Consider the following 26,317-nt stretch of genomic DNA (forward strand, 5'->3'; position numbering starts at 1 on the left):
TGAGCCGCTCCATTCATGAAAGACACTGCCCATGACATTTTCCATTGTCGCCCGCTGTGAGCGGACCGGTCAGTTCGGGATGGCCGTTTCGTCCTCCTCCCCAGCCGTCGCCAGCCGCTGCGCCTTTGCCAGAGCCGGTGTCGGCGTCGTGGCCACCCAGAACATCACGGACCCCCGCCTCGGCCCGGCAGGGCTGGACCTTCTGGAACGTGGCGCGACTGCGGAAGAATGCCGGGACATTCTGGTGCGCGGCAACGCCTTCCGGGAGTTCCGTCAGCTCATCGTCCTGGACCGGAACGGACACACCGCACTCTGGGCGGGAAAACAGATCCTGGGATGCCACGCCGAAATTTCCGGCACGAATGTCGCCGCAGCAGGCAATATGCTGGCCCGCGAAGATGTTCCGAACATCATGATCGCAGCATTCAATGCATCCAGCCCGGCGCTGGAACTGTCGGAAAGGCTGATCCTCGCCATGGAAGCCGGTCTTGAGGCTGGCGGGGAAGCCGGCCCAGTCCATTCCGCCGGGCTGATGGTGGTGGAAGAGCAGAGCTGGCCTCTGGTGGATCTGCGTGTGGACTGGAGCGACGCCCCACTCACCGATCTGCGCCGTCTCTGGACGCTCTGGCAGCCCCAGATGCACGACTACGTCACGCGCGGCCTTAACCCGCTTTCGGCCCCGTCTTATGGGGTGCCGGGGGACCGCTAAGGCCCCCCGTTTTCTGCAAAAGCCTTTTCAGGCGTCTTCCAGAATCATTTTCGCCGCCTTCGCCCCGATCATCATGCTCGGCGCACTGGTATTGCCGCTGATGAGCGTCGGCATGATCGAGGCGTCCGCAACGCGCAGCCCCTCGATCCCCCGCAGCTTCAGACGCGGCGTGACAACCGCGTCGTCGTCCACGCCCATGCGGCATGTCCCCGCAGGATGAAACACCGTCGCGGCACTCTGCCGCAGATAGTCCAGAATCTGCGCATCGCTCTGCACGTCTTTGCCCGGTGCGATTTCCGTGCCCCGCGTTCCGTCAAACGCCGCCTGCTCCAGAATTTTCCGCGCAGCCCGGATTCCTTCGCAAAGGATTTTCAGGTCGTGCGGGTCCGAGGCGAAATTGAAATCGATGACCGGCTGCTTCGAGCCATCCGTTGCCAGCCGGATGCTGCCCCGGCTCTTCGGCCGCAGAACACAGGTATGGATCGCAATCCCATGCCCCCACTCGAACAGTCGCCCGCGCGGACTGCGATAGCCGGGCACGAAATGGAACTGGATGTCGGGCACATTGTTGCGGGCGAGGGACGTGCGGGCAAACCCTCCGGCCTCGACATAATTCGTGGTCAGCCACCCCTTGCGCCCGAAGAGGAATTTGAACGGAGATTTGAGAATGGCTGGCAGAGAACGGCCGGAAAAGCCCAGCGTCCGGTGATCTTTCGAACGGACCGTGACCAGCCCGTCCAAATGATCCTGAAGATTCTGCCCAACGCCGGGCAGATGATGAAGGGGCGAAATCCCCGCTGCAATCAGGTCCTCACTCCGCCCGATCCCCGACGCCATCAGGATCTGCGGTGAACCGATCGCGCCTGCGCAGAGCACGATTTCCCGCTTCGCCCGTAACAGTTGCGTGGTGCCGTCCTGAACGATCACGATCCCCCGGGCAACCCGGTCCTCAATTACCAGATTGCGGACCTCAACACCCGACATCAGAGTGAAATTCGGCCGCGTCAGAATCGGATGAACGAAAGCGCGATACGCACTGAGCCGATACCCATCGCGCTGGGTCACGTCATAGATCCCGACGCCCTCCAGCGTGGCCCCATTGAAATCGGAGTTTTCCGGCAGCCCTGCGCTGACACCAGCCTGCACGAAACTGCGTGACAGCGGATTGACGTCTCGCGGTGCCGTAACATCCAGCTCGCCCATGACGCCATGAAACGTCGGATCAAGCTGCCGATGACAGTGTTCAAGATCCCGGAACTCGGGAAGAACGCTGTCCCACCCCCATCCCGTGCAGCCCAGAGCCTGCCAGTGGTCGTAATCCGTGCGGTCGCCCCGGATATAGATCATGCTGTTGAGCGTGGTGGACCCGCCCAGCGCCTTGCCGCGCGGCACATGGATGCGCCGGGCCGCCAGATGTTCCTGCGGCGTGGAGTGGAACTGGTAGGCGAAACGCCGGCTTTTGTAGAGCGTCAGCGTCCCCGCCGGGATGCGGATTCTCGGGGTGCGGTCGCTTTTCCCCGCCTCGATCAGACAGACGCGGAAACGGCCATCGGCGCTGAGGCGGTTGGCGAGAACACATCCTGCCGAACCGGCCCCTACAACGATGAAATCAAAAGACCGGGACAGGTCGTTGTGCATGTCCATCAGAAACCCGTGGAAACAGTCGCAAGACAGGCGAAGGACGGCGCCACATAATAGCTGGATGTCCCTGCCACCGGACCGGTGCTGTAAACACCGGACAGGTAATGGCTGTCGCCCAGATTGACGATGTTCAGGCGGATGCTCGGCTTCTTGAAAAACCCGATATCGTGCGTGCGCGCACCCAGCATCATGTCCACCTGCTTGTGGCCGGGGATGCGCTCGTCGTTCATGAACGTGCCGTATTCCTTGTCGACATACTTCATGGACACGCTGCCAAAGAACGTCCCGTCATCATACTGAACACCAATGGCCGCCATCCAGCGCGGCGCCGACGTCGCGATCTTGCCCTTCGTGGCGTAGGTCACACCGCCCATCGTGATGTTGTTGTCATTGGTGGCGTAAAGATATTCGGCAGACATGTACGGCGAAAAATGGTGCCAGGGCGTAAAGCCGAGTTCCGCATCCACCCCGCGCGAGGTCATGCCGCCTGCATCCAGAAAGTATGGAACGGCGTTGATGTACTGGTTGATGGCATGGTGGACGAAGTTGTAGTTGAACAGCGTCACCGAACCCATGATCCAGTTGTTATGGTACCGCGCGCCCAGTTCTTCGGCGATGCTGTACTCATCCTTCAGATGCGTGTTGGCCGTCTGGTAAAGGCTGGCATCATACGGGCTGTTATACTGGTTGTAGAACGCCGATCCCATTGGAACGCGGAAGCTCGTCGTCGCATTGGCAAAAAGCTGGATGTTGTTATTCACCTTGTAGCTGATCGACATGCGCGGAAGCGGCTCGGCCGAGTTGTAGCCAACAGCATATTGCGGGCCGGGCTGCTGAAGAGTTCCGCTGCGCGCGGTCATGACTTCCTTGAAGCCGACATTGATATGCAGGCGGTCATTGAGCAGACGCACCTCATCCCCGACATACAGCCCGACCATCTGCGTGATCGTATGATACCGCCAGCCATTGAGGACACTTCCATCCGTCAGCTTCAGCAGCGAATTCGAAACATTCCCGGCCTCGTCCAGTCCCGAGAAAGGCTCGCTGACATTCATGTCGCTGTAGCCATACCACGCCCCGAAAACCAGATGATTGATCCCGGCATCGTAATGCATGGCCGCATTCAGACCGGTATAGCTCTCACGCCCGTACCAGTCCCATTTTGCGGCGACATTGCCATCCTGGGAATAGGTGTTCCCCGCAAGCTGGCCATTCACCGGCTGCGTCCCGTCATAATAGGTGCCGCTCGTCGGGATCGTATAAATGCCCAGCGGATAATTTCCCGACCCATGATAGAAATACGGGGTGATATCCATGGAAAGCTGATGGTTCAGCTTGAAGTGGGACTGACTGCTCAGGAAATAATCCGTCCAGTTCGTCTGGAAGCCCTTGTAGTAGTTTGAATCGCCAAACTTGTAGGTCCCATCCAGATTGATCCCACCGCCAAGCCCGCTCTTGTTCCATGCCGCAAGCGATGGCGTGCTGTACCAGGCCGTGCTCTCGTTGTTGTACGTGAGAGACAGGGTCGTATAGCTCTCCGGTGCCCAGTCCTTGATCGCCTTGAAATCCATATGCCGACGGTTATTCCGCCCCGGCCCGCGCCAGGCCCGGCTGGTCAGGTTCGAAAATGACGCAAACGCCCGCACACCCGTATTCCCGATCTCCCCGGTATCATAACGGATGAACTGCCGGTTCATCTGATGCGAGCCATAACTGACATCAATCTGCCCCGAACGCTTGTATTCCGGATTGCGGATCCGGACATTCATCGTGCCACCAGCAGAATAAACAGTCGGAATTTCGATATCAGGAGCACCCTGCTGAAGCTGGACACTTTCCATGTTCTCGCTGTCCACCCATTCCGACGAGTTGGGGGTGTAATTGTCCGGGTCGTTCATCGGCGCGCCTTCGAAGATGTAGCCGATTTCCTGCTGGTTGAGGCCGCGGACGCTGACGGAGGACTGGTCGGTGACGCCGAAGGGGTCTCCCATGGCGACGTTGGCGCCAGGGGAGAGATTGACGAGAGCCAGGGGGTTGGAGGCGGGGGACTGCTTGGCAATGAATTCCCGGGAGACGGTGCTGATGGAGCGGGCTGCTGTTTCAGGCCGGATCAGGCCACCACCGGGTCTGTGGCGGCTGACCGAAACGTTGATTGTTTCGCCAGGGCCCGTGTTCTCCACGGATGTGCGTTTGGCGTGGGGCACGGCGGCGGCCGGCTTGGCGTTATGAGCCGAGGCATTGTGTTTAGGCGCGGCTGCAAGGGCTGTTTTCGCGCCTCCTCCCAGCAGGAGAACCGTCGAGGAGAGAAGCAAACAATGGCGTGAAAGCAGTGATTTCGTCTGCATGGCGGTACCTCGGCATGAAGGACCCGTGTGCGGCGGGTCTTGCGTTAGGGAGGAGGGGCTGAGGGCGTGTGTTCAGTCCGGGATGACGGCGATGACGTCGACTTCGATCAGCCATTCAGGTCGGGCGAGGGCGACCACGACCAGTCCCGTGAAAACGGGGAAAACCCCTTTGAGGTGCTGCCCTAGTACGCGGTAGGTGGCCTCGCGGTAGCGGATGTCGGTCAGGTAGACCGTGACTTTGCAGATATGGGACAGGTCGGAGCCTGCTTCCTTCAGGAGAAGTGTGATGTTTTCCATGACTTTGTGGGCCTGTCCGACCGGGTCGCCGGTGCAGACGTTTTCACGCGTGTCGAGATTCTGCGGGACCTGTCCGCGGACATAGACGGTGTTGCCTGCGACGACGGCCTGACAGAGATCGTTGTCGAGGGCCTGTTCGGGGTAGGTGTCCTTCGTATTGAAGGGACGGATTCGGGTGTGGACGGGCATTGAACTGTTTCCTCAAACTCTTCGCATTTCATGCGGGTTTGGTGCGATAGAGGAATGGTCGCAATTCGGTGCGATGAGTTAAAGAACGGATGTATGGGGAAGCGCTTCGGAAAAACCGAAGAAGGCGTCCGCAGGCCGACGGGGCGTCAGTGCCGGTTGCGGGACAGGGCCAGATAAAGCCCACCAGGCACGAGAATTCCAATGATCCATGAGACGTCGATACCGCCAAGGGCGCGGGCAAGCGGGCCGGTATAGAGGCCGTTTGACACGAACGGAATCTGCACGAGGACGCCTATGGCGTAGCAGAGCAGGGCCGGGCGGTTGGCGCGGCCGTAAATGCCGCCGTCGTGTCGGAAAAGGGAGGGGATATCGTAGGTTCCGTGTCGGACCAGGTAGTAGTCAACGAGGTTGATGGCCGTCCAGGGAGACAGGACTGCGAGCAGCAGCGCGATGACGTTGTCGAGGATTTCCAGAACGCTTCCGTTCAGATTGATGGTGATGACGGCGCAGCAGAGACACAACATCAGGGCAGAAAGGGCCCGCGATTTTCCGGTCGGTGTCCAGTTAGGGCGGAAAGTTTGGAGGAAGGTCAGGGAAGAAAGCGCTGCGCAGTAGATTTGCATCGTGCAGCTCACAAGCGTTGATACCATCATCACCGCGAAAAGCGCCATTGGAAGCAGCGGCGAGTAGGGCCTTACGGCGTCGTACATGTTTCCTGCAAAACCGGTGCTGCCGATATAGGAGCCGATGAATGTTGGGAAAGCGGTGCCGATGACGCTGCCTGTCAGACAAACGAGGAAGGCCGTGCGTTCTCCGGTCGCTGACGGAAGATAGCGGGTGTAGTCAGAGACATAGGGGGCATAGGCGATCTGCCACAGAACGCCGAGCGACAGGGCCGTCAGGAAGTCGTGGGGTGGGGGGGGCTGCCACATTGGCTGGGCGAGATGGCCGCCGGATGCGGACATATAGGCAAAAGCCAGCAGGACGAACGTTATGGCGGCGACAGGAATGAAGCCGGAGATGAAACGTTCGATCACATCGTGGCCGATGGCGCAGAGACTGCCGATCACGATGACAGAAATCCATATCGGGAGCTGGCTGACGGAGGTTCCGAACACCTGCACGATCTGTTCGCGGCTGATGGCAAAGAACGTCGATGTGAAGCCGACATACATCAGGATGATGATGGCAATGATCAGCAGGCTGCCGGACGAGCCGAACTGCCCGCGTGTCTGTTGCATCTGGGGAATGCCGAGGTGAGGTCCCTGAGCAGCGTGAAGGGCCATGAAGACGCCCCCGAGCAGATTGCCCGAGAGAATGGCAAGGAGGGACCAGCCGAGGGAGAGGTGACAGATATTGGGGTAGAGCAGGCCCGTCATGATGGCCATGATGTTCTGGTTTGCGCCGATCCAGACCATCAGGAGCGACCATGCGTTTCCATGGCGGCGGTCTTCGGGGACGGGAAAGATCGTTTCGTTCTCAACGGTAAAGGCTGAGAGTGTGGTTTCCTGAACGGTCTTTTTCTGGGACGGATTCATGAAGGTTGGATCTTTCCCGTTGTTCTGACTCAGATATCGTTCCACTCTGGCACTGTACCGGCCGGGTCGATAGCCATCATGAAGCGTGAGATCACGTCCTCTTTTTCAGGCTCGGCGCCGCATATCAGGGCGATGGCGAGTCCTGTCAGGGAGGAGGCCGGTGTGTGGCGGCTTTTGGGGTTGTCGTCCGATCTAGCGCAGAGATCCATGACGAGGGTCGGGCAGCAGAACAGGCCGGAGCGGATGGTTTCGCGCCAGTTGGCGGGCAGGGCGTTGCGTTGTGCCAGCCCCTCCAGAAGTGGGCGCCACAGGAACCGGGCCTTGTCCCGCAGGAAGGCCCGTCTCAGGGGCGGGAGAGACCAGTGTGTCGTGACGAAAGCGGTTTCGTTTTTGATCCGGATTTCGGGAGAACTTGTCAGCTCAGCAGAATGATAGAGCCAGTCCGCATGGGCGAAGATGTTGTGAAATGTGGCTTTGATCTCGGCCAGAAGAGTCGGGATGTTGCGCCCGGCGAAGGCAGGATCGAACAGGGTCAGGTTGGCGCTGTCAGGGTTGAACCAGACATTGGCGTTATGGGCGTCTCCGTGGGCTACGACACCGCCGCTTTGCGCCAGTGTTTCGGGTGCCAGATTTTTGAGCGCATTGTGAAAGCAGCCTTTCAGGGTGCGGTCGTAGCGTATGCCGTCTATCACCCAGTTCAGTTCGAGAAGCTCGCTTCCGGTCAGGCTGGTGTCGGGGAAAGTGAATTTCCGTTCAGGGGCAAAGAACCGAGTTGCGCGGCCGCCGAGCGTTTCGGGCGTTTGATCCGGTGTGGTGAGGCGATGGTGAAAGAGCTGGTGGATCGGTTCGTCCGCGCTCTGTTTTGCGGTGATAGGGTGCCATGAGCGCAGGTAGAGCGTGGCGCTCAGCTGATCGAGTGCCTGCTGGGCCTGAATGAGGGCAGGTCCGTCCGCGTCGGGCAAAGGCGCTCCGCGATCGACCGCGCGGGCAGCATCGGCGAGTTTCGGGGTGGTTTTGAGCGGGTAGAGCAGAATCTGCCGTCCGATGCGGCGGCAGACATGGGCAGGCATATCGACTGGAAAGCCTGCCTCCAGGAGGATTTCGCCTCTGTAGAACTCCTGAAGGACGGAATCCTCGTTTTCTTCGTGATGGAACTTGAAGAAAAACCGTTCTCCGTTGTCACAGGTCATGAAGCCGTTGACGGAGTTCAGGCTGTAATCATCCGCGCCGAGAACGACTTCCGTGATCCGGAAGCCGAACTCTTCTGCGATCATGCGTGACAGGAGATCCCGGGCGAGAGCGGGGTTTCCGCTTCGGGCCGCGGTGAGGATGCCGGCCGCGCTGACGGTTTCCTTGCCGGTTGCTTCGGGGCTCATCGTGGTTCGAGCTTTGGCATGGGGCGGGCCGAAGAGACGGCGCGGGCATGGCCTGAGAAGTTCTCGTAACGGGCGAAGCGTTCCGCGTGGCGGGCGGCTTCGGGGTAGGCTTCCGGCGAGACGCGGGCGAAGGACATGCGCTTCATGAAGTCATGGACTGAAAGCGGGGAGTGGGTCCGGGCCGCGCGGTTTGTCGGGAGGACGGCGTTCGGGCCAAGGACGTAATTGCACAGCGTGACGGGAGACGCCGTGCCGAGGAGGACTTCCCCTGCGTTCCGGATGCGTCCGAGATCCGCCATCGGATCGACCGTCAGGATTTCGAGATGTTCCGGTGCGTAGGCGTTCGTGAAATCGACGGCGGCCCTGAAGTCCTTCGTCAGGATGACGCCGCCATGAGCGCCGCCCAGAACAGCGCGGGAAAATTCGGCGCGTTTGGGGTCCATTTCGGCCCAGTGTGCGGGCAGGGCGGCGATGACGCCTTCGGCAACGCGGCGGCTGCTGGTGACGAGCCACGCAGAGGAATCCGGACCATGTTCGGACTCGATGATGAGGTCCAGTGCGGCCAGAACCGGATCGACGCTGTCATCGGTCAGGATGATGCTCTCGCTAGGGCCTGCGGGGATGCCGGGATCGATCCGGTCGGACAGCAGTCGTTTGGCGGCGACGACATACGGGCTGCCGGGGCCGACGATCTTGGCGCAGGCGGGGACTGTTTCCGTTCCGAAGGCGACGGCGGCAACGGCCTGTGCGCCGCCGCATTTATAGACTTCCTCGACCCCGATCAGGCGGGCGGCAACGAGGGTGCCGGCATCAACGGTGCCGTCAGGAGACGGGGGTGTTATGATGATCAGGCGGGGGACGCCGGCGACTTTTCCGGGAATGGTCGTCATGTTCACGACGCTTGGGAAGCTGCCCTTTCCGCGCGGGACGTAACAGGCCACGGAGTCAATCGGGACGTTGCGGTCACCGGCCCAGATGCCGGGCTGGACCTCGATCATCCAGCTTTCTTCCGGCCTCTGCGCTTCATGAAAGCGGCGGATGTTCCGGATGCCGTATTTGATGGATTCGAGGACGTCTGGCTCGATGCTGGCGAAGGCGGCGTCGAATTCTTCCGGCGTTGCCTTGATGCTCATATCGGGAGTGGTCACCCGATCAAAAGCCTGTGCGAAATGGCGCAGGGCCGCATCGCCTTCGGTACGGACCTGCTCAATGATCGGCTTGACGCGTTCGAAGAAGAGCGACAGGTCGCTCTCTGTCCGTTGCAGCAGGGCCTCAGGGATTGTCCCGGTCTGGGTCAGATCGTGGAACGTAATGTTTTCAGACATCGGATATCTCTTTCGAGCCAAGGGTTGTGAGGATCAGAGAGCGGCGAGTGTTCCGCCATCTACGTACAGAACCTGTCCGGTGATGTAGGCGGAGGCTGTGGAGCAGAGGAATTGCAGGGGACCGACGAGGTCGTCAGGCAGGCCGAAGCGTGCGAGGGGGATGCTCGACAGCATCTTTTCGCGCCATGCGTCGTCGCGGAAGAACGTGTCGGTCATGTCCGTATGGAAGTAGCCGGGCGCCAGGGCGTTGACCCGGATGCCCCGAGGTGCCCATTCGACGGCGAGGCTGCGTGTCAGGCCGAGGATGCCGGATTTCGAGGCGCTGTAGGGGACGGCCTTTGCGACGCCCGCTGCCGAGGTGAGAGAGGCGAGGTTGATGATGCTGCCTCCGTCCGGCATCAGGCGGGCGGCCTGCTGGGCCACGAAGAACGGCCCTTTCAGGTTGGTGTCCAGAAGGCGGTCCCACAAGGCTTCGTCCACGTCGTCGCAGGCACGGAGGGTTTCGTCGCCCGCATTGTTGACGAGGATGTCGAGCGTTCGGCTTTCGCGGGCGATCCGGGAGAAGGCCTCGCGGATCGTGTCGAGGTTGCTGACATCCATGACGAGCGGATGCAGGGTCGGACCGTTGGAGAGGGCCTCGGAGCGGGCTGTCTCGAGGGTGTCGGCGTTGCGTCCGGAGATCCAGACGTTCGCGCCGCAGCGGGCGAGGTGGAGGGCCATGGCTTTCCCCAGGCCGCGCCCGCCGCCGGTGATGAGAGCCGTTTTGCCTGCCAGCGAGAAAAGCGGGGCGATCTCTACCATTTTCCGTCCGTACCGTTGGGGGCGATCAGGGTTTTCAGGCGGTTTTCCGCGCCTGAGAGCAGATGGGTATAGAGGGCCGGCAGATCGGTGAGGGCTGCGGCCGGAGTAATCAGGCGGTCGAGAAACGGAACGAGGCCGGGGAGACGCTGGATGGCCTCGGGCATTTCGTCTGCGAAGGCGCTGACGCCCCGGATGTCGAGCTCCCGTTCCACGATCAGGTTGAGGTCGATCCGGGGCGTGTGATGGAAAATGCCAGCCAGCACGAGTCTGCCGCCCGGAGCGAGGCGCTGGCAGGCCATTTCCACAACGGGGGCGGCGCCGGTAGCGTCGAGAATAAACGTGGGGCCGTCCGGGCCAAACAGGGTGTTCCAGTCTTCTGCGTCCGGAGGGAGGAGGAGCGTGCTGATGGTTTCGGCGAGGAGTGTCTGGCGCCCGATGTTGCGTTCAAGCAGATGGACGTCATGGCCATGTTGCCGAAGCAGGAGGGCGGTCAGCCCTCCGATCGTACCGCCGCCGCAGATGACGACCGGGGAGCCGGGTGTTGGTGCGAGGCGGTTGACGGCGTGGAGGGAGACGGAAAGGGGTTCGACGAGGGCCCCGTATCTCAGGGGGAGAGTGTCGGGGAAAGGCAGGACCTGAGTGGCTGGCAGAATGACATCCTGTGCGAAGCCGCCGTCGCAGCTTTCTCCGACGAAGCTGAGGTTCCGGCACAGGTTTTTTCGACCTGACCGGCAGGGCTGGCAAGTACCGCAGCCGATCCTTGAATCCGCGATGACGGGGGTACCGACTGTCAGTGAACCGCAATTGCCGCTGGTCTGGGTGATGGTTCCGGAAAATTCGTGGCCCGGTGTGACGGGACAGCGGGAAAGCCACTGCCCGGTCTGGAAATTGTGCAGGTCGGATCCGCAGATCCCTGCTGCTTCGACCCGGATGCGGACACAGCCGTCCGGCAGGCCCTGCGATATCGGGACAGGGAGAACCTGAATGTCTCCGATGCCGGAAAAACGGGCAGCAAGCACGAGATTCTTCCTTTCCCATCAGACTGAGGCCGGGCCTCACTTCTCTTTCCGGTATAGATATGATGAAGCCGGAATGAAAAGACTGATCCGGAGGAACTGCGCGTAGCTTTTTCTGGGGTAGGGCTTCAGGAAATATACACCAGAAACATATTACCAATACGGAAAAATATATGTTTTATAATGATCTGATATTGCAATGGAGCGTGGCAGTATCAGCATCTTTCCGCATGGCGGATTGACTGGCAGAAGGACAGAGAGTGGCACGATGGAGACCATTGGCACACTGGAAACAGAGACGATTTACCCCATTTCTCCGGATCGCCGTCATGGGAGTGCCAGGGACCTGTTTACGGTCTGGTTCGGGCCGAACCTCATGATGCTGACGGTCGTGACCGGGGCGCTGGCGACGACGGTTTTTGGGCTGTCTCTGGTTCCTGCGCTTCTGGCGCTTCTAGTGGGCAATCTGGTGGGCGGCATTTTCATGGCTCTGCATGCGGCTCAGGGGCCTCGGCTGGGTGTGCCACAGATGATCCAGACGCGGGGGCAGTTCGGACTGTTCGGGGCGGTTCCGGTGACGGCGGTGATCGTGCTGATGTATGTCGGGTTTTCGGCCTCGAACCTTGTTCTGGGGGCGGAGGGGCTGCAGTCCTGTTTTCCGGGGCTGGGACGGTTTCCGGCCATTCTGATCATCCAGACCCTGTCCATTGTTCCTGCCATTCTCGGGTATCATATGATTCATGCTGCGGCGCGTATTCTGACGCTGCTCTGTGGGGCTGCCGTGCTTGTCTGTCTGTGGCAGGTCATGGTGGTTCAGTCGGTCGCGCATGATGGTGTTGCGCAGCCGTGGGGCTGGACCGGTATTCTGCGTACCCTGTCGCTGGCTGCCTTATGGCAGATTGCCTATGCGCCTTATGTTTCTGACTCATCGCGTTATCTTCCAGCGGGGCCCAGAAGCGAGAAATATGCATTTGTGGCATGTTTTTCGGGCTCTGTTTCTGGTTCGATGCTGGCCATGGGGCTGGGGGCGGCGATTGGGCTTGTGGCTGGCGGGGCGCATGTCATTCACGCTTTGACGGCGATCCTGGGTGTTGCCGCAGTGCCTGTTCTGCTTGCGCTTTCAATCGGTATTGCGGTGGCGAATGCCATGAATGTCTATTGCGGGGCGCTTTCGACCCTGACCGTCGCGCAGACTTTCACCCCGGGGCTTCATTACGGAAAAGGTGCGAGGTTGGTCGTTACTGTCGGGCTTCTGTCACTGGCTTTTGGTATGGCGACGCTCATGGCTGATCAGTTCATGACGGCCTACAGCGAGTTTCTGGAGCTTCTGATGTCCGTCATGATTCCTTGGACGGCCATAAATCTGACTGATTACTACATTCTTCATCATGGAGACTACGACGTGCCTTCTTTCTTCAGGAAGGACGGTGGTCTTTATGGATATTATAATGTCCCTGCACTGATCTGCTACGTGGTGGGGATTGTTGTTCAGATTCCATTTCTTGCGACAAGTCTTTATACGGGGAGCGCAGCCAGATTTCTGGGCGGTGTGGATATTTCCTGGATGGTCAGTCTTATTTTCACGCCTGCTCTCTATATTCTTGCGGAACGCACTTTCCGGCGGAAGGTTCTGCCCGGCGGAGAACGGGCATGAAGCTTCTGTACAATGCGAGGATTGCGCTGCCGGGGAATGAGCGGCTTGAGGGTGCGCTCCTTGTCCGTGACGGCCGGATTGCGGCGATTGGCGAACGCTCTGTGCTTCTGGACGGTTGTCCGGGGGATGTTGAGCAGATCGATCTTGGGGGCGCCTGCATTCTTCCGGGGTTTGTTGACAGTCATCTTCATCTGCTGATGGGGGCCGAATATCTTTCGAATATCGGGCTTCGGGACGCCAGAACGATGGCGGAGGTTGTCGGGCGGGTTGAAGCATTTTCTGCGGCGCATCCGGAGCGGGAATGGCTACTGGGGCTGGAATGGAGCTACGGGTATCCGGATCTGCCGCCGGAGGGTTTTGATCGGGCGATGCTGGATGCCGTTGTGCCTGACCGGCCGGTTTTTCTGAGGTCTGGGATGGCTCATGCGGCATGGGCCAACAGTAAGGCGCTCGAACTTGCGGGGATTGATGCGTTTACCCCGGACCCCCAGGGCGGGGAAATTGTTCGTCGGCCAGACGGTTCTCCGACGGGATGGCTCAAGGAAGAGGCCGGGAAGCTGGTCGGGGCTCATGTAGTGCCCATGGATGATGTGATGATCCGGGACGGGCTTGAGCGCGTGCTGGGTGAGATGGCGCGCTGCGGGATCACGCGGGTTGAGAGCGCGGCTTATGATGAAGGGCTTTTCCCGGCGCTTGGTGAGATGGAGGCTTCGGGTGCGCTGACCTGTCGGGTCGGGGTTATGGTCGAGATGCCGCCACCGGCGCTGTCGGAAAAGCGATTGGCCGAGATTGAGGGGCTGCGTCGGCGTTATCAGTCCCCGATGTTGAGTCTGGATGGTGTGAAGTTTTTTCTGGACGGGGTTCTGGAATCGCATACGGCCTGCATGCCGCAGGGATATGCGGATCGCCCGGACGAGAGGGGGACGCTGGTCTGGAAGCCCGAGGCCTATAAATCTGCTGTCTCGCAGGTTTCTGAGGCAGGTTTCCAGATCTGGACGCATGCGATTGGCAGTGGTGCGATCCAGTTGGCTCTGGATGCGTATGCGCAGGATCCGGAAAAGACGCGGTTGTTGCGGCACCGTGTTGAGCATGTGGAAATCCCGTTTGCGGCGGATATTCCCCGGTTCAGGGAGTTGGGAGCTGTTGCGTGTCTTCAGCCGGTCATGGTTGCGCCATCCGATGAGTGGATGGGGATGCAGGGTGTCTGGGCCCAGCGGGTTCGTGAGAGTGAGCTGGAGCGGGCGTTTCCGAACCGTGCGCTCCTTGAGGCAGGCAGTGTCGTGGCTTTTGGGACGGACTGGCCGATCGTATCGCTTTCGCCACTTCGGGGGATCAGCAAGGCCGTGACGCGCTGTAGTCTGGTCGGTGGAGCGGCCTTTGTTCCGCAGCAGGCCATTACTGTTTCCGAGGCGCTGTATGCCTATACGGAAGCGGGGGCGTTTGCCTGTCACCGGGAGGTGGAGGAAGGTAGCATTGAGATTGGGAAGTTGGCGGATCTGGTAGTGCTGAGTGCTGATCCTGCGGACGTGTCGCCGGAGCAGATTCCGGAAATTTCGGTTCTGATGACCATTCTCGGGGGACGTGTTGTTTATGATGCGCGGCCTGATGCCGGAAGCATGATCTAGCTGTTTGCGTTCATGAAAACCTATGCGGAGTTTCTTGCATATGCCGCTTGATGACGGTGTCTTTTCCAGTTTGGCCGCGTCTGCGCGGCGGCGTCTTCCACAACTGTTTGCAGATTATGTTGATGGTGGCGCGCATGGGGAATGGACCATGGCGCGCAACCGCGCGGCTTTCCGGAAATGGGGGATCGTGCCGCGGGGAATGAAGAACGTCGAGACGGTGGATGCGTCCGTCCGGTGTTTCGGGCAGGACTGGAAAGCACCGCTCATGCTGGCGCCCGTCGGGTTTGCGGGGATGCTTCATTCTGACCGGGAAACGGGGGCAGCGCGAGCGGCTTTACGTTGTGAGGTGGGAATGGCCGTTTCCACTTTCTCCATCGATCCCATGGAGTCTGTGGCAAGGATCGGAGGGGCGCCGCTTGCGCAGATCTATGTTTTCCGGGATCGTTCCCTGACACGCGATATGCTGGCGCGGGCCGCGCAGTGCGGGATCGACGGCATTATCGTGACGATCGATACGGCTGTTACGCCGGTTCGGGAGCGGGATGTCCGTAATGGTTTCCGTCACCTTTCCCGTCCCACGCTCATGCAGATGGCGGGGCTGCTCGCGCATCCCCGCTGGTGCCTTGGCATGATGGGGCGGGGCACACCTGCGATTGGCAATCTTGCCGGATACACCACCGCGCATGGCATCATGGGGCAGGCCAAGGAAATGGCGGCCCAGATTGACCCTACGCTCGACCGTGCCGGGATCGAATGGCTCAGGAGCGAGTGGAAGGGGCGGCTGGTTGTGAAGGGTGTCATGCATCCCGAGGATGCCCGTGCTGCCATTGAAGCGGGGGCGGATGGTGTGATCGTCTCCAATCACGGGGGGCGGCAGATGGACCCGTCCCCGGCGACGATTGATGTTCTGCCGCAGATTGTGGCGGCTGTTGCGGGACGGGGCGACATCGTTCTCGATAGCGGGATCCGCCGGGGCGGCGATGTTGTGACGGCGCTGGCGCTGGGCGCGACGGCTGTTTCCATTGGGCGTCCATGGGCCTGGGCGCTTGCCGCCGGGGGTGAGGCGTCCGTTGAGAAAGCCATCAGGGCGTTGTCTCAGGAAGTTGTGGATATTCTGGGGTTGGCCGGTCTTGAAGACATTGCTGCCCTTCGCAGGCGCGGGCCGGATGGCCTGTGGGAAATATAGTCTGACATTGCTGGGCCAGAGGGCCCGCAGGATGTCTCGAGACAAAAGAGAGCAGACCGTATGACGAAGAATACCGAGTTTTACACCAAGCGTGCTGCCGAACTGTCTTTTCGTAACGAGTGCTGGATTGACGGGAGGTTTGTTCCGGCCGTGTCCGGGCAGAGCTTTGACACCATCAACCCGGCGACAGGAGAGGTTCTGACCCGTGTGGCGCGGGGTGATGTCGAGGATATCGACAGAGCGGTCGTCAGTGGGCGGACGGCATTCGGTAGCGACGTCTGGGCCGGGATGACGCCTGCGGATCGCAAGGCTGTTCTGCTGCGCTGGGCTCAGCTTCTGCGGGACAATCTTGAAGAACTGGCCCTGCTGGACACACTGGATGTCGGGAAGCCGATTTCGGACACGCTCACGATTGATGTTCCGGGGGCTGCGGCCATTCTTCAGTGGCACGCCGAAGCCATTGACAAGATTTATGACGAGATTGCTCCGACGGGCGGGCGGGATCTTGCGATGGTGCGCAGGGTCCCGCTTGGGGTCGTGGGGGTGGTTGTCCCTTGGAATTTTCCGCTTGATCTGGCGATCTGGAAGATTGCGCCTGCTCTGGCAGTGGGCAATTCCGTTGTTCTCAAGCCTGCCGAGCAGTCACCGCTTTCCGCGTTGCGGCTTGCGGAACTCGCATCCGAAGCTGGCCTGCCTGCCGGTGTTCTGAATGTGGTGACGGGGTTTGGGCATGAGGCGGGGCGCGCGCTGGGGCTGCATGAGGATGTGGACTGTCTGGCCTTTACCGGCTCGACGGAAATCGGAAAGCTTTTTCAGGGCTATGCTGGCGAAAGCAACATGAAGCAGGTCTGGCCGGAGACGGGGGGGAAGAGCCCGTGTCTGGTGTTCCCGGATGCGGATCTGGACGCCGCGGCGGAAAAGGCAGCCTGGGGGATCTTTTTCAATCAGGGGCAGATCTGTTCGGCGAATTCGCGTCTGCTGGTGCATGAGTCGATTGCGCAGGACATGATCGGGCGGCTGAAGGAAAAGGCCGAGGTTCTGGTGCCCGGCAATCCGTTGGATCCGGCAACGCGACTGGGGCCGATGGTGACGGTGGAACATGCCGACCGCGTTGCGGGTTTTATTGCGGCAGGATGTCGAACCGGTAGGCTTGTGACTGGCGGCGGCCAGCTCACCTTTGGGGCGTCGCGGGCTTATATCCAGCCGACGATCTTTGCGGATCTTCCGCATGATGCCGAGGTTGTGCGCGAGGAGATCTTTGGGCCAGTTCTGGTTGTGCAGACTTTCCGTGACGAAGAAGAGGCTTTGGCTCTGGCTAATGATACGCCTTATGGGCTGGCGGCCTCAGTCTGGACCCGGGATATCACGCGGGCACTGACGGTCTCGGACAGGTTGAATGCAGGAACTGTGTCGATCAATACGGTCGATGCGCTATCTCCCATGACGCCGTTCGGCGGCATGAAGCAGTCTGGCTTTGGGCGGGATCTTTCGATTCACAGCTTTGATAAATATTCCGCGCTGAAGACGGTCTGGATAAAATACTGATCGGTCCGGAATCGTGACGGAACTGCATCTGTAACGAAACCTTATTGGAGAACTTCATGGTAACGCTTGCAGTCAGTGCTGAAGGTCCCGGCGCCTGGGACGAGTGGCGTAAGGCTTTTCAGGAAGTGGCGCCGCAGATCCAGACGGTCTCGTGGTTTGATCCGGCGTTTGATCCGTCCAAAGCCGATTATGCCCTTGTCTGGGATCCTGTTCCCGGTGAGATGGCGAAAATGGGCAAGATGCGCGCCATTCTCTGTAGTGGGGCCGGAGTCAATCAACTGGTGGGTCGGGAGGACTTTCCGAAAGACGTCATGCTGGTTCGGATGGGCGGGGATCAGACGGCGGTTCTTATGGCCGATTACGTCTTGTGGGCGATTGTGTCGCTGCTGCGGGATGCGCGAACCTGGGCGTTGCAGCAGGAAAAGAAGATCTGGCGGCGCAACCTCGAATATCGCACGAGTGCTGAGACCACGATCGGCATTCTGGGGTATGGCAATCTGGGTTCGGCTGTTGCGCGGAGGTTGTCAAAGGCCGGTTTTCAGGTTTCGGCGTGGTGTCGCCGGGTAAGGCTGGTTGAGAATATTCCGCTGTATTTCGGGGAAGAGGGTAAGGTTGAGCTTCTTGGGAAGACGGATATTCTGGTCAATCTTCTGCCCAGTACACCTCAGACACGTGGTCTGATTGACGCGGAATTCCTGTCTCATCTGAAGCCGGGGGGGAGCCTGATCAATGTTGGACGTGGAGATCAGGTGGTGGCGGAAGATCTGATTTCGGCTCTGGATACCGGGCGTATGCTGGGGGCTGTTCTGGATGTTTTTGTGCAGGAACCTCTACCAGAAGACTCTGCGTTCTGGCAGCACCCGAAGGTTTTCGTGACCCCCCATGTAGCGGCCGAGGCCTCCTGCAAAATGCAGGCGGCGTATGTCGCGGGGGCCATTGGGGAAATAGAGGCGGGGAAGGTCCCCGCGCTCACATATCATCCGGACTGGGGATATTGAGGGGATTGCCGGTCGTTATCGGCAATATTTTGGAAGTTCGTTCATGACCTCCATGATGCTTTCGCGGAGGATTTCTCCAATCCCTGCGATCTGTGTTTCTGACAGGATCAGAGGGGGGGACAGGATCAGGATATGTCCCAGCGGTCGTGCGACAAGGCCTTTTTCCTGGGCTTTGCGGGCGACAAGCATTCCGATGTTGAGTTCTGTGTCAAAGAGGCTTTTGCTAGTTTTGTCTTTGACGAATTCTATACCCATCATGAAATGACTGCCTCGCACTTCGCCCACGATGTCGATATCTTCCAGTGTTCGCAGCGTATTTTCGAAAATCTTTCCGGTCACGCGGACCCGCTCAGGAATGTGTTCGGCTTCCATTAGGGCGATGTTTGCCAGGCCAGCCGCGGCGGCGGCCGGATGACCGGCATAGGTCATGCCGTGCGTGAAGGCACCATCAGGGCTTGAAACCACGTCGTAAATCTCGTCGGACATGATCGTGGCGGCGAGAGGCTGATAGCCGGACGTGACTCCTTTTGCGATGGTGATGATGTCGGGCTGGGTGTCAAAAACGGCTTCGGAGGCGAAAAAATGTCCGAGACGTCCGAAAGCAGTGACGACTTCGTCCGCGATAAACTTGATATCGTATTCCCGACAGACGTCCTGAACGCGTCTGTGGTATCCGTTGGGCGGAACTATCACTCCGCCCGCCCCCATGATGGGTTCGCCAATGAAACAGGCGATATTGTCAGGGCCGAGGCGTTCGATTTCGTGACGGAGATCGGCGATGAGCAGATCCGTGAATTCCGATTCCGTCATGCCGTTACCTGCGCGCCAGTAGTGCGGCTTTTTCAGGTGATGCACGATCCCTTCGGCTTTTGACCAGCCCTTCGAGTAGGCGGGTGTTGTCATTGCGATTGAGAGGTAAGTTGAGCCGTGATAAGCGCCGTGGCGGCTCAGGACGAGTTTTTTGCCGGGTTTGCCCAGCCGCTCGTAATAATGATGCAGGATGCGTACGGCTCCGTCATTGGCGTCTGATCCTGAGGTTGAGAAATGCACGCGGTTCAGGTTGCCAGGGGCAAGTTCAGTCAGCTTCTGGGCCAGTGCGGCGGCTGTGGGGTGTGTGAAGGTATAAAAGGTTGAATAAAAATCCAGCGTTGAGAGCTGGGTGGAAATTGCGTCAATGATCTCGGGGCGTCCGTGGCCCACATTGACGCACCATAGGCCGCCAATTCCATCAATCAGTTCATGGCCATTGCTGTCGCGCACCATGACGCCTTTTGCGGCAACGATTGCAGTGCGGGCATGGGGTTTCTTCAGGCCGTCAAGATCAGCCCAGGATTGAACGAGGTGTGCATCGGCCGCGAGAATATCATCGGTAATCTGGGGTAATGTAGACGACATGTTCATCTCTTCCATCCGTATTCGCTGTGCGGGGTGCAGCCTCTGATGCGTGATGGTAGGGTTTGCGCGAATGGGAAGTATATTGCCCTGAAGGGGTATAAGCCGCGTGTCACATCAGCAGGAACAGCAGCTCGCTTCGGTTATTTTGGCTCTAATGACGCCTCTGTTTGAGCGGCAGCTTGTGGCGTGGTTTGAGAGCTGGGTTCCAATTGATAACGTGATGATCCTTGCCTATGTGGGAGAAGGGCGGCCGAAATGTCTGTTTGCCCATTCAAAGGAAAAAAACGTCCACGCCAGCTTTGATAGTGCTTATTGCACGGGTATTTATCTTCTGGATCCGTTTTTTGTCTTGGATAGGGCAGGGGCTTCTTCAGGATTGTATCGGCTGGAAGATATTGTTCCGGATTATTTTTCTTTATCAGATTATTATCTGAAGTATTACAGGGATACGAACATTCTGGACGAAATGACGTATCTCGTCCGAATTTCTCCGGAAGTCTCCATTCATATATGCCTTGGGCGGGACACTAGTTCCGGCAGGAAATTCGTTACGGCTGAGTGGGAAAATGCTCTGAAAATTCAGCCTGTTGTCACGGCTCTGGCTGTCCGGAACTGGTCGGATTTTGCGGCTGTCCAAGACGAGGGACGGCGTGATGGAGAAGACGCCATGACGGAATTCTGGAATCAGTTCAGGAAGATGTATGGCGTGGTGCTGACGGCACGGCAGTCACAGACGGCATTGCTGATTGTGCGCGGGCATTCTTCGAGTTCGATTGCACGGTTGATGGGTGTCAGCGTGCAGACGGTGAAGGTGTTTCGCAAGCAGATCCATATGCGGTGTTCCATTTCATCACAGGCAGAGCTTTTTGCGATGATGATGCCAATACTGGTCAAGATTGGTGAGCGATGAGGGGCTTCTGGATCCCAGCCCTAGTATACGAATGGGAGGCAGGCGTACCTTCTGCCCGAGGTGACGGGCTGAACGGCATGTAGCAGCGCGCATGAAAATACGATGGCTCCTCCTGCGGGAGCTTTGAACGTCTGCGGGCCGAATTCCGGGAAGGTCAGCTCTCCTCCCGTGTAGCCGTCATTGAGAGTGAGGGACACGGCGAACTGACGGTGGGCGGAGCTGGGAACCGTATTGTCACGATGGGCATCGAAGAAACCGCTGTCCGTAGCGTCGTAGGAACTGACCAGCATCCTGTCCATCTGTGTGGCTTTGAAGCGGAAAGCGCGGAAGATCTGGGGGACAACGCGACGGATGATGCGGTTCTGCAGGTCCGTGACAATCTGTCGGTCGCGCAGGGGAGTATCCAGACGGCGTTTGAAATCCGGGGCGACTGTTCTGATCGGATTTCCCGAGGCATCGGAGGTCAGGATGGGAGAGGGCTGGGGATTATGGGTCAGGTGATACAGGATCAGGTTGTTGCAGAATTCTGGTTCCAGAATGTGTTCCAGCATGAGGACTGGGACGGGCATTGTCTGTTGTGGGGACATGGCTTTCTGCAACAGCTCGGGAAGGAGAATCTGTTCCAGTCCGGGCTGGTGAAGGCGGGTCTTCACAATATGCATCATTGGATCGAGCTCTATCCAAGCTGGCGGTGTGTTTTCAGCAATCCCGAATGTCCGATGACAGGTGCGATCGGCATCATAAAGAAAGCAGACCGATCTGAGATCGGAGCGGCTTTTGAGGATTTCCGTATCGGCCGGGTCGAGAGTTACCCCTAAAAATAGACAGTGCTTGCGATTCAGGACGTCTGCATAACGAGAGAGTTTCTGAAGGACGTCTTTGACGGCAGGATCGGTTGAGGACGAAAAGAAAAACAGTAGGATCCTACGGCCACCCATCATGTCAAAGGAGAGGGCCCCGGAACTGGTGCTGGCTTTTTGCACGAATGGCGAAATGGGGTCGCCTGTTTCAACCCGGGTCCAAGACATGCGCACTCTCATGAATGGGGCGTAGGTCTAGAAGCATGCCCAAGACAGGCGATTATCGCAAGGGCAATTTGCTTATACAAATTCACCATCGAAAATATTCAGGCGTTTGCGAATCTTGTGGGAAAGGATTCTCTTCAGGATCTGGTCAGATAAAAAATAAGGCAAACATTTGATATATAGATATATTTTCATGCTCGCTCACGGTGAGTGCTTTCGATATGCAGTCTGCCGAGGCATGACAGGTTGTCGGCTGTCCCGAATTAGAGAGGGGACAAAAATATTTTTTCAAAGCGAGAGTAAGCCCCAATAACCTATTGTTAAATAACAATTATATTTCCATTTTCTTTCATGCCATAGACATATATCTGTCATGTAAGGGAAAAACAGAGGTTGCATATGCAACCAGACATGACATTGTGATTTCGATATGAAATGATTCCGAGCAGGTGCCATGCCAATTGCCAAACGCCGTCGTGCTTGTGTAGCGCTTTCCACCATGACGTTTCTGGCGTCGACTTCTCTGGCTGGAGCCGAGTCACCGACGCATTTGCATTCCCGGTTGCAGGCTCATTCCGCCGGAACCCCAGAGAAACAAAAGCCTCATTCTGTTAGCGCGCATGGTCCTGAAGTCATTTCCGTCCATGCTGCCGGTGAGGATGGTGCATACGGCAAGGTGCGGCATATTGCAGGTGGCGGTCTGATGGCCGTGCAGACGGGCGGCGACATGCGCAGCACCGTGACCTCGGAATATATCAACAAGCAGGCTTCGACGACGACGGCCTATCAGGCTGTTTCGCTGGCTCCCGGCGCCAATCTTTCTCAGAGCGATCCGTATGGTTTTGCAGCCAATTCCCTGCTCAGTGTGCGTGGACTTGGCGGGAACGAGATCGGGCAGGTTTGGGAAGGGATGCCCGTCAACGATATTGAGACTTACAATGGGTATCCGACTTATTGGGCAGATGGGGAAGATATTGATTCAGTTAGTCTGACGCAGGGGTCGTCGTCCATTACCGCGCCTGTGGTCAATGCATCGGGCGGACAGGTCACGACCTCGATGCGCGATCCTGCCCATAAGATGGGCGGACTGATCGACTACAGTTACGGTACATTGAATTTGCAGCGTTTCTACGGACGTTTCGATACCGGGAATATCGGGAATACGGGTCTGTCAGCCTATGTCTCGTTCTCCAACGGGACTGCGAAAAACTCTCTCGGACCAGGTCGGCAGATGCGTCGGCATATCGATTTCGGGTTCAAGAAGGAATTTGCAAACGGAGATCAGATGAAGCTGGTAGGCTCATATGTTGACATGAATTACATGTACAACCCGAACCCGACACTTGCTGACTGGCAGAGTTCGGGTCGGAGTTATGCGTGGAATGGAACATTTTCGCCTGGAAGCTCTGATTACTGGCGCCAGAACCGCTGGAAATGGGAGCAGATCATGATGAGCCTTCCTTCCGACTTTACGCTTCCGGGTAAGATGAAGCTCAATGTCACGCCATATTTTCTGTACGCGATGCAGAATTCGCCAGCGTCTTCCACGCTTTCATCTGACGGAAATTATTACGGAACAGAGCCTGTTTCCGTGAATATTCCGAATTATCAGGCTTCGGGTGGCAGTGTCAGAAGTGATTATGTGGGCGTGCAGTCCGTGGGTGGCTTCAACGCATCGCTTTCACGCCGGTTCGGTGTGCAGAAAGTGACGCTGGGATACTGGTATCAGTATAGCGTTGATGACCTGTCGATGCCGTTTTCCTCAGTCAACGCGACCGGAGATGCGGCTTCGGCCTGGAGCCTGCAGAATGTGACCATGGGAAATGGCGAGCCGTATCTCGCAGAGAAGGAGCATACCGTTACGCAGACGAATGCACTGTATCTGCAGGATGAAATTTCGCTTCTTAATGATCGTCTGAAGATTGTCGGTGGTATCAAAACGCTGATGATGAACAAGGCGGGAACCAATGGTTTGCCGGGCACACAGTATCATGTAGGCGCCAATAATTTCCAGCCGCTGCCGCGTATCTCTGCCACGTACAAGATTGATTCCCACAATCAGGTCTTCATCAATGCAAGCACCAACACATTGATGCCGATTGATGACACTCTATATAATTCCTATTCCGGCGGGGCGGTTTCAACGCAGGGTAATCCGGCGATCAAACCTGAATATTCGATCTCAGAAGAACTTGGATATCGCTATCAGGACAAAATCGTTCATGCCAGTCTGGCGCTGTTCAACTACAACTTCACGAACCGGCAGGTTTCCAGCCTGCGTTACGTCAACAATGTTCCCGTCTATTCGACGATCAATGGGGGAGGGCAGACGTCCCGCGGAGTAGATTTCGAAGCCGGGTTAATGCCGTTTTATGGCTTTTCACCTTATATTTCTGTCGAATATCTTCATGCGACCATCGACAACAATATTCAGGTCGGAAACGACTACCTGCCGACGGCTGGGAAAACGGCAGTTCGCAGTCCTTCGTTCCAGGGCTCTTTTGGTCTTGTCTATGACTACAAGAATTTCTTCGGAACGTTTTCGTTTAAATACACCGGATCCCAGTATTCGACGTTCATGAACGATGAAAAAATGCCGGCGTACAAGACGTTTAACCTGTCACTTGGGTACCGTCTTCCGAGTGTCGGGTTTGTCAAACATCCGGAAATCCGGGTCGCGTTCATTAACCTGACGGACGAAAAAGTCCTGTCCGGTATTGCGTCGCCTCAGCTGAATGCCCAGACCACGCGCGGTATCTATGGGACATCGATTGATGGGAGCTCTCCCGGATATTACATCGCGCCGCGATTTACCACTGCGATGACCGTGGCGGCTGGTTTCTGAATTTTTCCAAACTTCTTTCTGTTCCAATGAAAATGGAGACCTTATTCATGGTCAACTCTCCTTCTGTGTCTTCCCGGCTTTCGAATGATCGCGTGATCCGTGCCGACCATGGTGCCGAGATTACGGCAAAGTCCTGGCAGACCGAAGCGGCCATGCGGATGCTGATGAACAACCTCGATCCGGAAGTGGCGGAGAAGCCATCGGAACTCGTTGTCTATGGCGGGATCGGCCGGGCAGCGCGGAACTGGGACTGCTATGACCGGATCGTAGAATGTCTGCGAGATCTTGGCGACGAGGAGACGCTGGTTGTACAATCCGGAAAACCGGTTGGTGTGTTTCGGACGCATTCCAATGCGCCGCGCGTCCTGATCGCGAACTCTAACCTCGTGCCGCACTGGGCTACCTGGGAAAAGTTTAACGAGCTCGATCGGGCAGGTCTGATGATGTATGGCCAGATGACAGCCGGGTCCTGGATCTATATCGGTAGTCAGGGGATTGTGCAGGGCACATACGAGACCTTCGTTGAAATGGGTCGCCAGTATTACGGTGGCGACCTCAGGGGCCGGTGGATCCTGACGGGTGGCCTGGGGGGCATGAGCGGTGCGCAGCCGTTGGCCGCTGTGATGGCGGGTGCGTCCATGCTTGCGGTGGAATGCGAGCCCTCCCGCATCCAGAAACGTCTGGAGACGGGGTATCTGGATCGGCAGGTTCAGGATCTGGATGAGGCGTTGGAAATTATTCATGACGCCTGCGCGAAAGGTGAGGCTGTTTCCGTGGGGCTTCTGGGAAATGCTGCGGAAATTTTCCCGGAGCTGGTGCGACGCGGTATCCGTCCGGATGGTGTGACGGACCAGACGTCCGCCCATGATCCGCTGAACGGCTATCTGCCGGCGGGATGGTCTCTGGAGAAGGCCGAGAAGCTGCGGATTACGGACCCAGCGGCGGTTGAGAAGGCGGCGCGGGAGTCCATGCGGCTTCAGGTTGAGGCGATGGTGGCGTTCCATCGGATGGGTGTGCCGACCTTCGATTACGGCAACAACATCCGTCAGATGGCGCTGGAAGAGGGGCTGGAAGATGCCTTTGCGTTCCCGGGATTCGTGCCGGCCTATATCCGCCCGCTGTTCTGCCGGGGGATCGGTCCGTTCCGCTGGGCGGCGCTGTCGGGTGATCCCGAGGACATCTACAAGACGGATGCGAAGGTCAAAGAACTGCTGCCGGATGACAAGCATTTGCACAACTGGCTCGATATGGCACGGGAGAAAATCCAGTTCCAGGGCCTGCCATCCCGGATCTGCTGGGTTGGCCTTGGGGACCGTCACCGGCTGGGTCTGGCGTTCAACGAGATGGTGGCCAACGGAGAACTGAAGGCTCCGATCGTGATCGGGCGCGATCATCTGGACAGTGGTTCGGTGGCCAGTCCCAATCGTGAAACGGAGGCTATGCGTGACGGGTCGGATGCCGTTTCCGACTGGCCGTTACTGAATGCGTTGCTCAATACCGCGTCGGGCGCGACCTGGGTGTCGCTGCATCATGGTGGCGGTGTCGGTATGGGCTTTTCTCAGCATTCGGGCATGGTCATCGTGGCTGACGGGACGGAAGATGCAGCGGCCCGTCTGGGGCGTGTGCTGTGGAACGATCCGGCCACGGGTGTGATGCGTCATGCCGATGCCGGCTATGACATTGCTGTTTCCTGTGCGCATGAAAAGGGCTTGAACCTGCCCATGATTACGAACAGGAAATGAGGCCTCAAAGGCGCATTCTTCGGGAAGGCGCCTTTTTTCGATTATGACAGGATAACTGCGATCATTATGACAGGGATACAGGCGATCCGTTCTTTCCCGGGGTGGCAGCTTCTGCTTCTCGCTCTGGGACTCAGCATCTGCTCCGGGTGCGCGTA

General features: G+C 58.2%; 19 protein-coding genes. 9 read left to right on the plus strand and 10 right to left on the minus strand.

The annotated features are described in order from the left end of the window. The first annotated feature begins 31 nt into the window (after nt 1-31). Entirely contained in the window at nt 32-709 is a 678-nt protein-coding gene (locus HKD27_RS09780) for a DUF1028 domain-containing protein (protein ID WP_194689471.1), read from the plus strand. Nucleotides 710-736: 27 nt separating this feature from the next. Here the strand turns inward: HKD27_RS09780 and HKD27_RS09785 are convergent, their stop codons facing one another. The 8 genes from HKD27_RS09785 to HKD27_RS09820 form a co-directional block, all read right to left on the minus strand. Further along, nucleotides 737-2,353 (minus strand): GMC family oxidoreductase, encoded by a 1,617-nt coding sequence (locus HKD27_RS09785; protein WP_228518447.1) that lies wholly within the window; start codon nt 2,351-2,353, stop codon nt 737-739. Next, complete coding sequence (locus HKD27_RS09790; protein ID WP_194689470.1) at nt 2,353-4,695, minus strand: TonB-dependent receptor; 2,343 nt, start codon at nt 4,693-4,695, stop codon at nt 2,353-2,355. Before HKD27_RS09790 ends, HKD27_RS09785 begins: the two co-directional genes overlap by 1 nt. A 72-nt stretch (nt 4,696-4,767) precedes the next feature. Continuing rightward, the gene (locus HKD27_RS09795) at nt 4,768-5,181 is read right to left on the minus strand and encodes a RidA family protein (RefSeq protein ID WP_194689469.1); all 414 of its coding nucleotides are present in this window, start codon (nt 5,179-5,181) and stop codon (nt 4,768-4,770) included. 146 nt (nt 5,182-5,327) lie between these two features. Then, the gene (locus HKD27_RS09800) at nt 5,328-6,719 is read right to left on the minus strand and encodes a cytosine permease (RefSeq protein ID WP_194689468.1); all 1,392 of its coding nucleotides are present in this window, start codon (nt 6,717-6,719) and stop codon (nt 5,328-5,330) included. 29 nt (nt 6,720-6,748) lie between these two features. Further along, nucleotides 6,749-8,095, minus strand: a complete 1,347-nt coding sequence (locus tag HKD27_RS09805) for a hypothetical protein (protein ID WP_194689467.1) — start codon at nt 8,093-8,095, stop codon at nt 6,749-6,751. Further along, nucleotides 8,092-9,420, minus strand: a complete 1,329-nt coding sequence (gene hisD / locus HKD27_RS09810) for a histidinol dehydrogenase (RefSeq protein WP_194689466.1) — start codon at nt 9,418-9,420, stop codon at nt 8,092-8,094. Before hisD ends, HKD27_RS09805 begins: the two co-directional genes overlap by 4 nt. A gap of 33 nt (nt 9,421-9,453) precedes the next feature. Next, nucleotides 9,454-10,221 (minus strand): SDR family NAD(P)-dependent oxidoreductase, encoded by a 768-nt coding sequence (locus HKD27_RS09815; RefSeq protein WP_194689465.1) that lies wholly within the window; start codon nt 10,219-10,221, stop codon nt 9,454-9,456. Further along, nucleotides 10,215-11,240 (minus strand): alcohol dehydrogenase catalytic domain-containing protein, encoded by a 1,026-nt coding sequence (locus HKD27_RS09820; RefSeq protein ID WP_194689464.1) that lies wholly within the window; start codon nt 11,238-11,240, stop codon nt 10,215-10,217. Before HKD27_RS09820 ends, HKD27_RS09815 begins: the two co-directional genes overlap by 7 nt. A gap of 265 nt (nt 11,241-11,505) precedes the next feature. On the opposite strand from HKD27_RS09820, the gene HKD27_RS09825 reads away from it, so the two are divergent. From HKD27_RS09825 to HKD27_RS09845, 5 genes are read left to right on the plus strand one after another with little or no spacing between them, the layout of a single operon-like run. Then, nucleotides 11,506-12,891, plus strand: coding sequence for a cytosine permease (locus tag HKD27_RS09825; RefSeq protein WP_194689463.1), 1,386 nt, complete (start codon nt 11,506-11,508; stop codon nt 12,889-12,891). Further along, entirely contained in the window at nt 12,888-14,516 is a 1,629-nt protein-coding gene (locus HKD27_RS09830; RefSeq protein ID WP_194689462.1) for an amidohydrolase, read from the plus strand. Before HKD27_RS09825 ends, HKD27_RS09830 begins: the two co-directional genes overlap by 4 nt. 40 nt (nt 14,517-14,556) lie before the next feature. Continuing rightward, nucleotides 14,557-15,702, plus strand: coding sequence for an alpha-hydroxy acid oxidase (locus HKD27_RS09835; RefSeq protein WP_194689461.1), 1,146 nt, complete (start codon nt 14,557-14,559; stop codon nt 15,700-15,702). Between the two features lie 60 nt (nt 15,703-15,762). Further along, a complete protein-coding gene (locus tag HKD27_RS09840) occupies nt 15,763-17,247 on the plus strand; it encodes an aldehyde dehydrogenase (protein WP_194689460.1) in 1,485 nt (494 codons plus the stop codon). A gap of 56 nt (nt 17,248-17,303) precedes the next feature. Further along, nucleotides 17,304-18,245 (plus strand): glyoxylate/hydroxypyruvate reductase A, encoded by a 942-nt coding sequence (locus HKD27_RS09845; protein WP_194689459.1) that lies wholly within the window; start codon nt 17,304-17,306, stop codon nt 18,243-18,245. Nucleotides 18,246-18,260: 15 nt separating this feature from the next. On the opposite strand, the gene HKD27_RS09850 is transcribed toward HKD27_RS09845, so the two are convergent. After that, nucleotides 18,261-19,640, minus strand: coding sequence for an aminotransferase class III-fold pyridoxal phosphate-dependent enzyme (locus HKD27_RS09850; RefSeq protein WP_194689458.1), 1,380 nt, complete (start codon nt 19,638-19,640; stop codon nt 18,261-18,263). A gap of 106 nt (nt 19,641-19,746) precedes the next feature. On the opposite strand from HKD27_RS09850, the gene HKD27_RS16760 reads away from it, so the two are divergent. After that, the gene (locus HKD27_RS16760; RefSeq protein WP_194689457.1) at nt 19,747-20,550 is read left to right on the plus strand and encodes a helix-turn-helix transcriptional regulator; all 804 of its coding nucleotides are present in this window, start codon (nt 19,747-19,749) and stop codon (nt 20,548-20,550) included. Nucleotides 20,551-20,570: 20 nt separating this feature from the next. Here HKD27_RS16760 and HKD27_RS09860 read toward each other — a convergent pair whose 3' ends face one another. Continuing rightward, the gene (locus HKD27_RS09860; RefSeq protein WP_194689456.1) at nt 20,571-21,578 is read right to left on the minus strand and encodes a 2OG-Fe(II) oxygenase; all 1,008 of its coding nucleotides are present in this window, start codon (nt 21,576-21,578) and stop codon (nt 20,571-20,573) included. Between the two features lie 673 nt (nt 21,579-22,251). On the opposite strand from HKD27_RS09860, the gene HKD27_RS09865 reads away from it, so the two are divergent. Further along, complete coding sequence (locus tag HKD27_RS09865; RefSeq protein ID WP_194689455.1) at nt 22,252-24,420, plus strand: TonB-dependent receptor domain-containing protein; 2,169 nt, start codon at nt 22,252-22,254, stop codon at nt 24,418-24,420. A gap of 65 nt (nt 24,421-24,485) precedes the next feature. After that, nucleotides 24,486-26,162, plus strand: coding sequence for a urocanate hydratase (hutU, locus tag HKD27_RS09870; protein ID WP_194689498.1), 1,677 nt, complete (start codon nt 24,486-24,488; stop codon nt 26,160-26,162). Nucleotides 26,163-26,317 lie beyond the last annotated feature (155 nt).

Origin of the sequence: Gluconobacter sp. R75690 (genome assembly GCF_015244525.1) — a bacterium.
Taxonomy (GTDB): domain Bacteria; phylum Pseudomonadota; class Alphaproteobacteria; order Acetobacterales; family Acetobacteraceae; genus Gluconobacter; species Gluconobacter potus.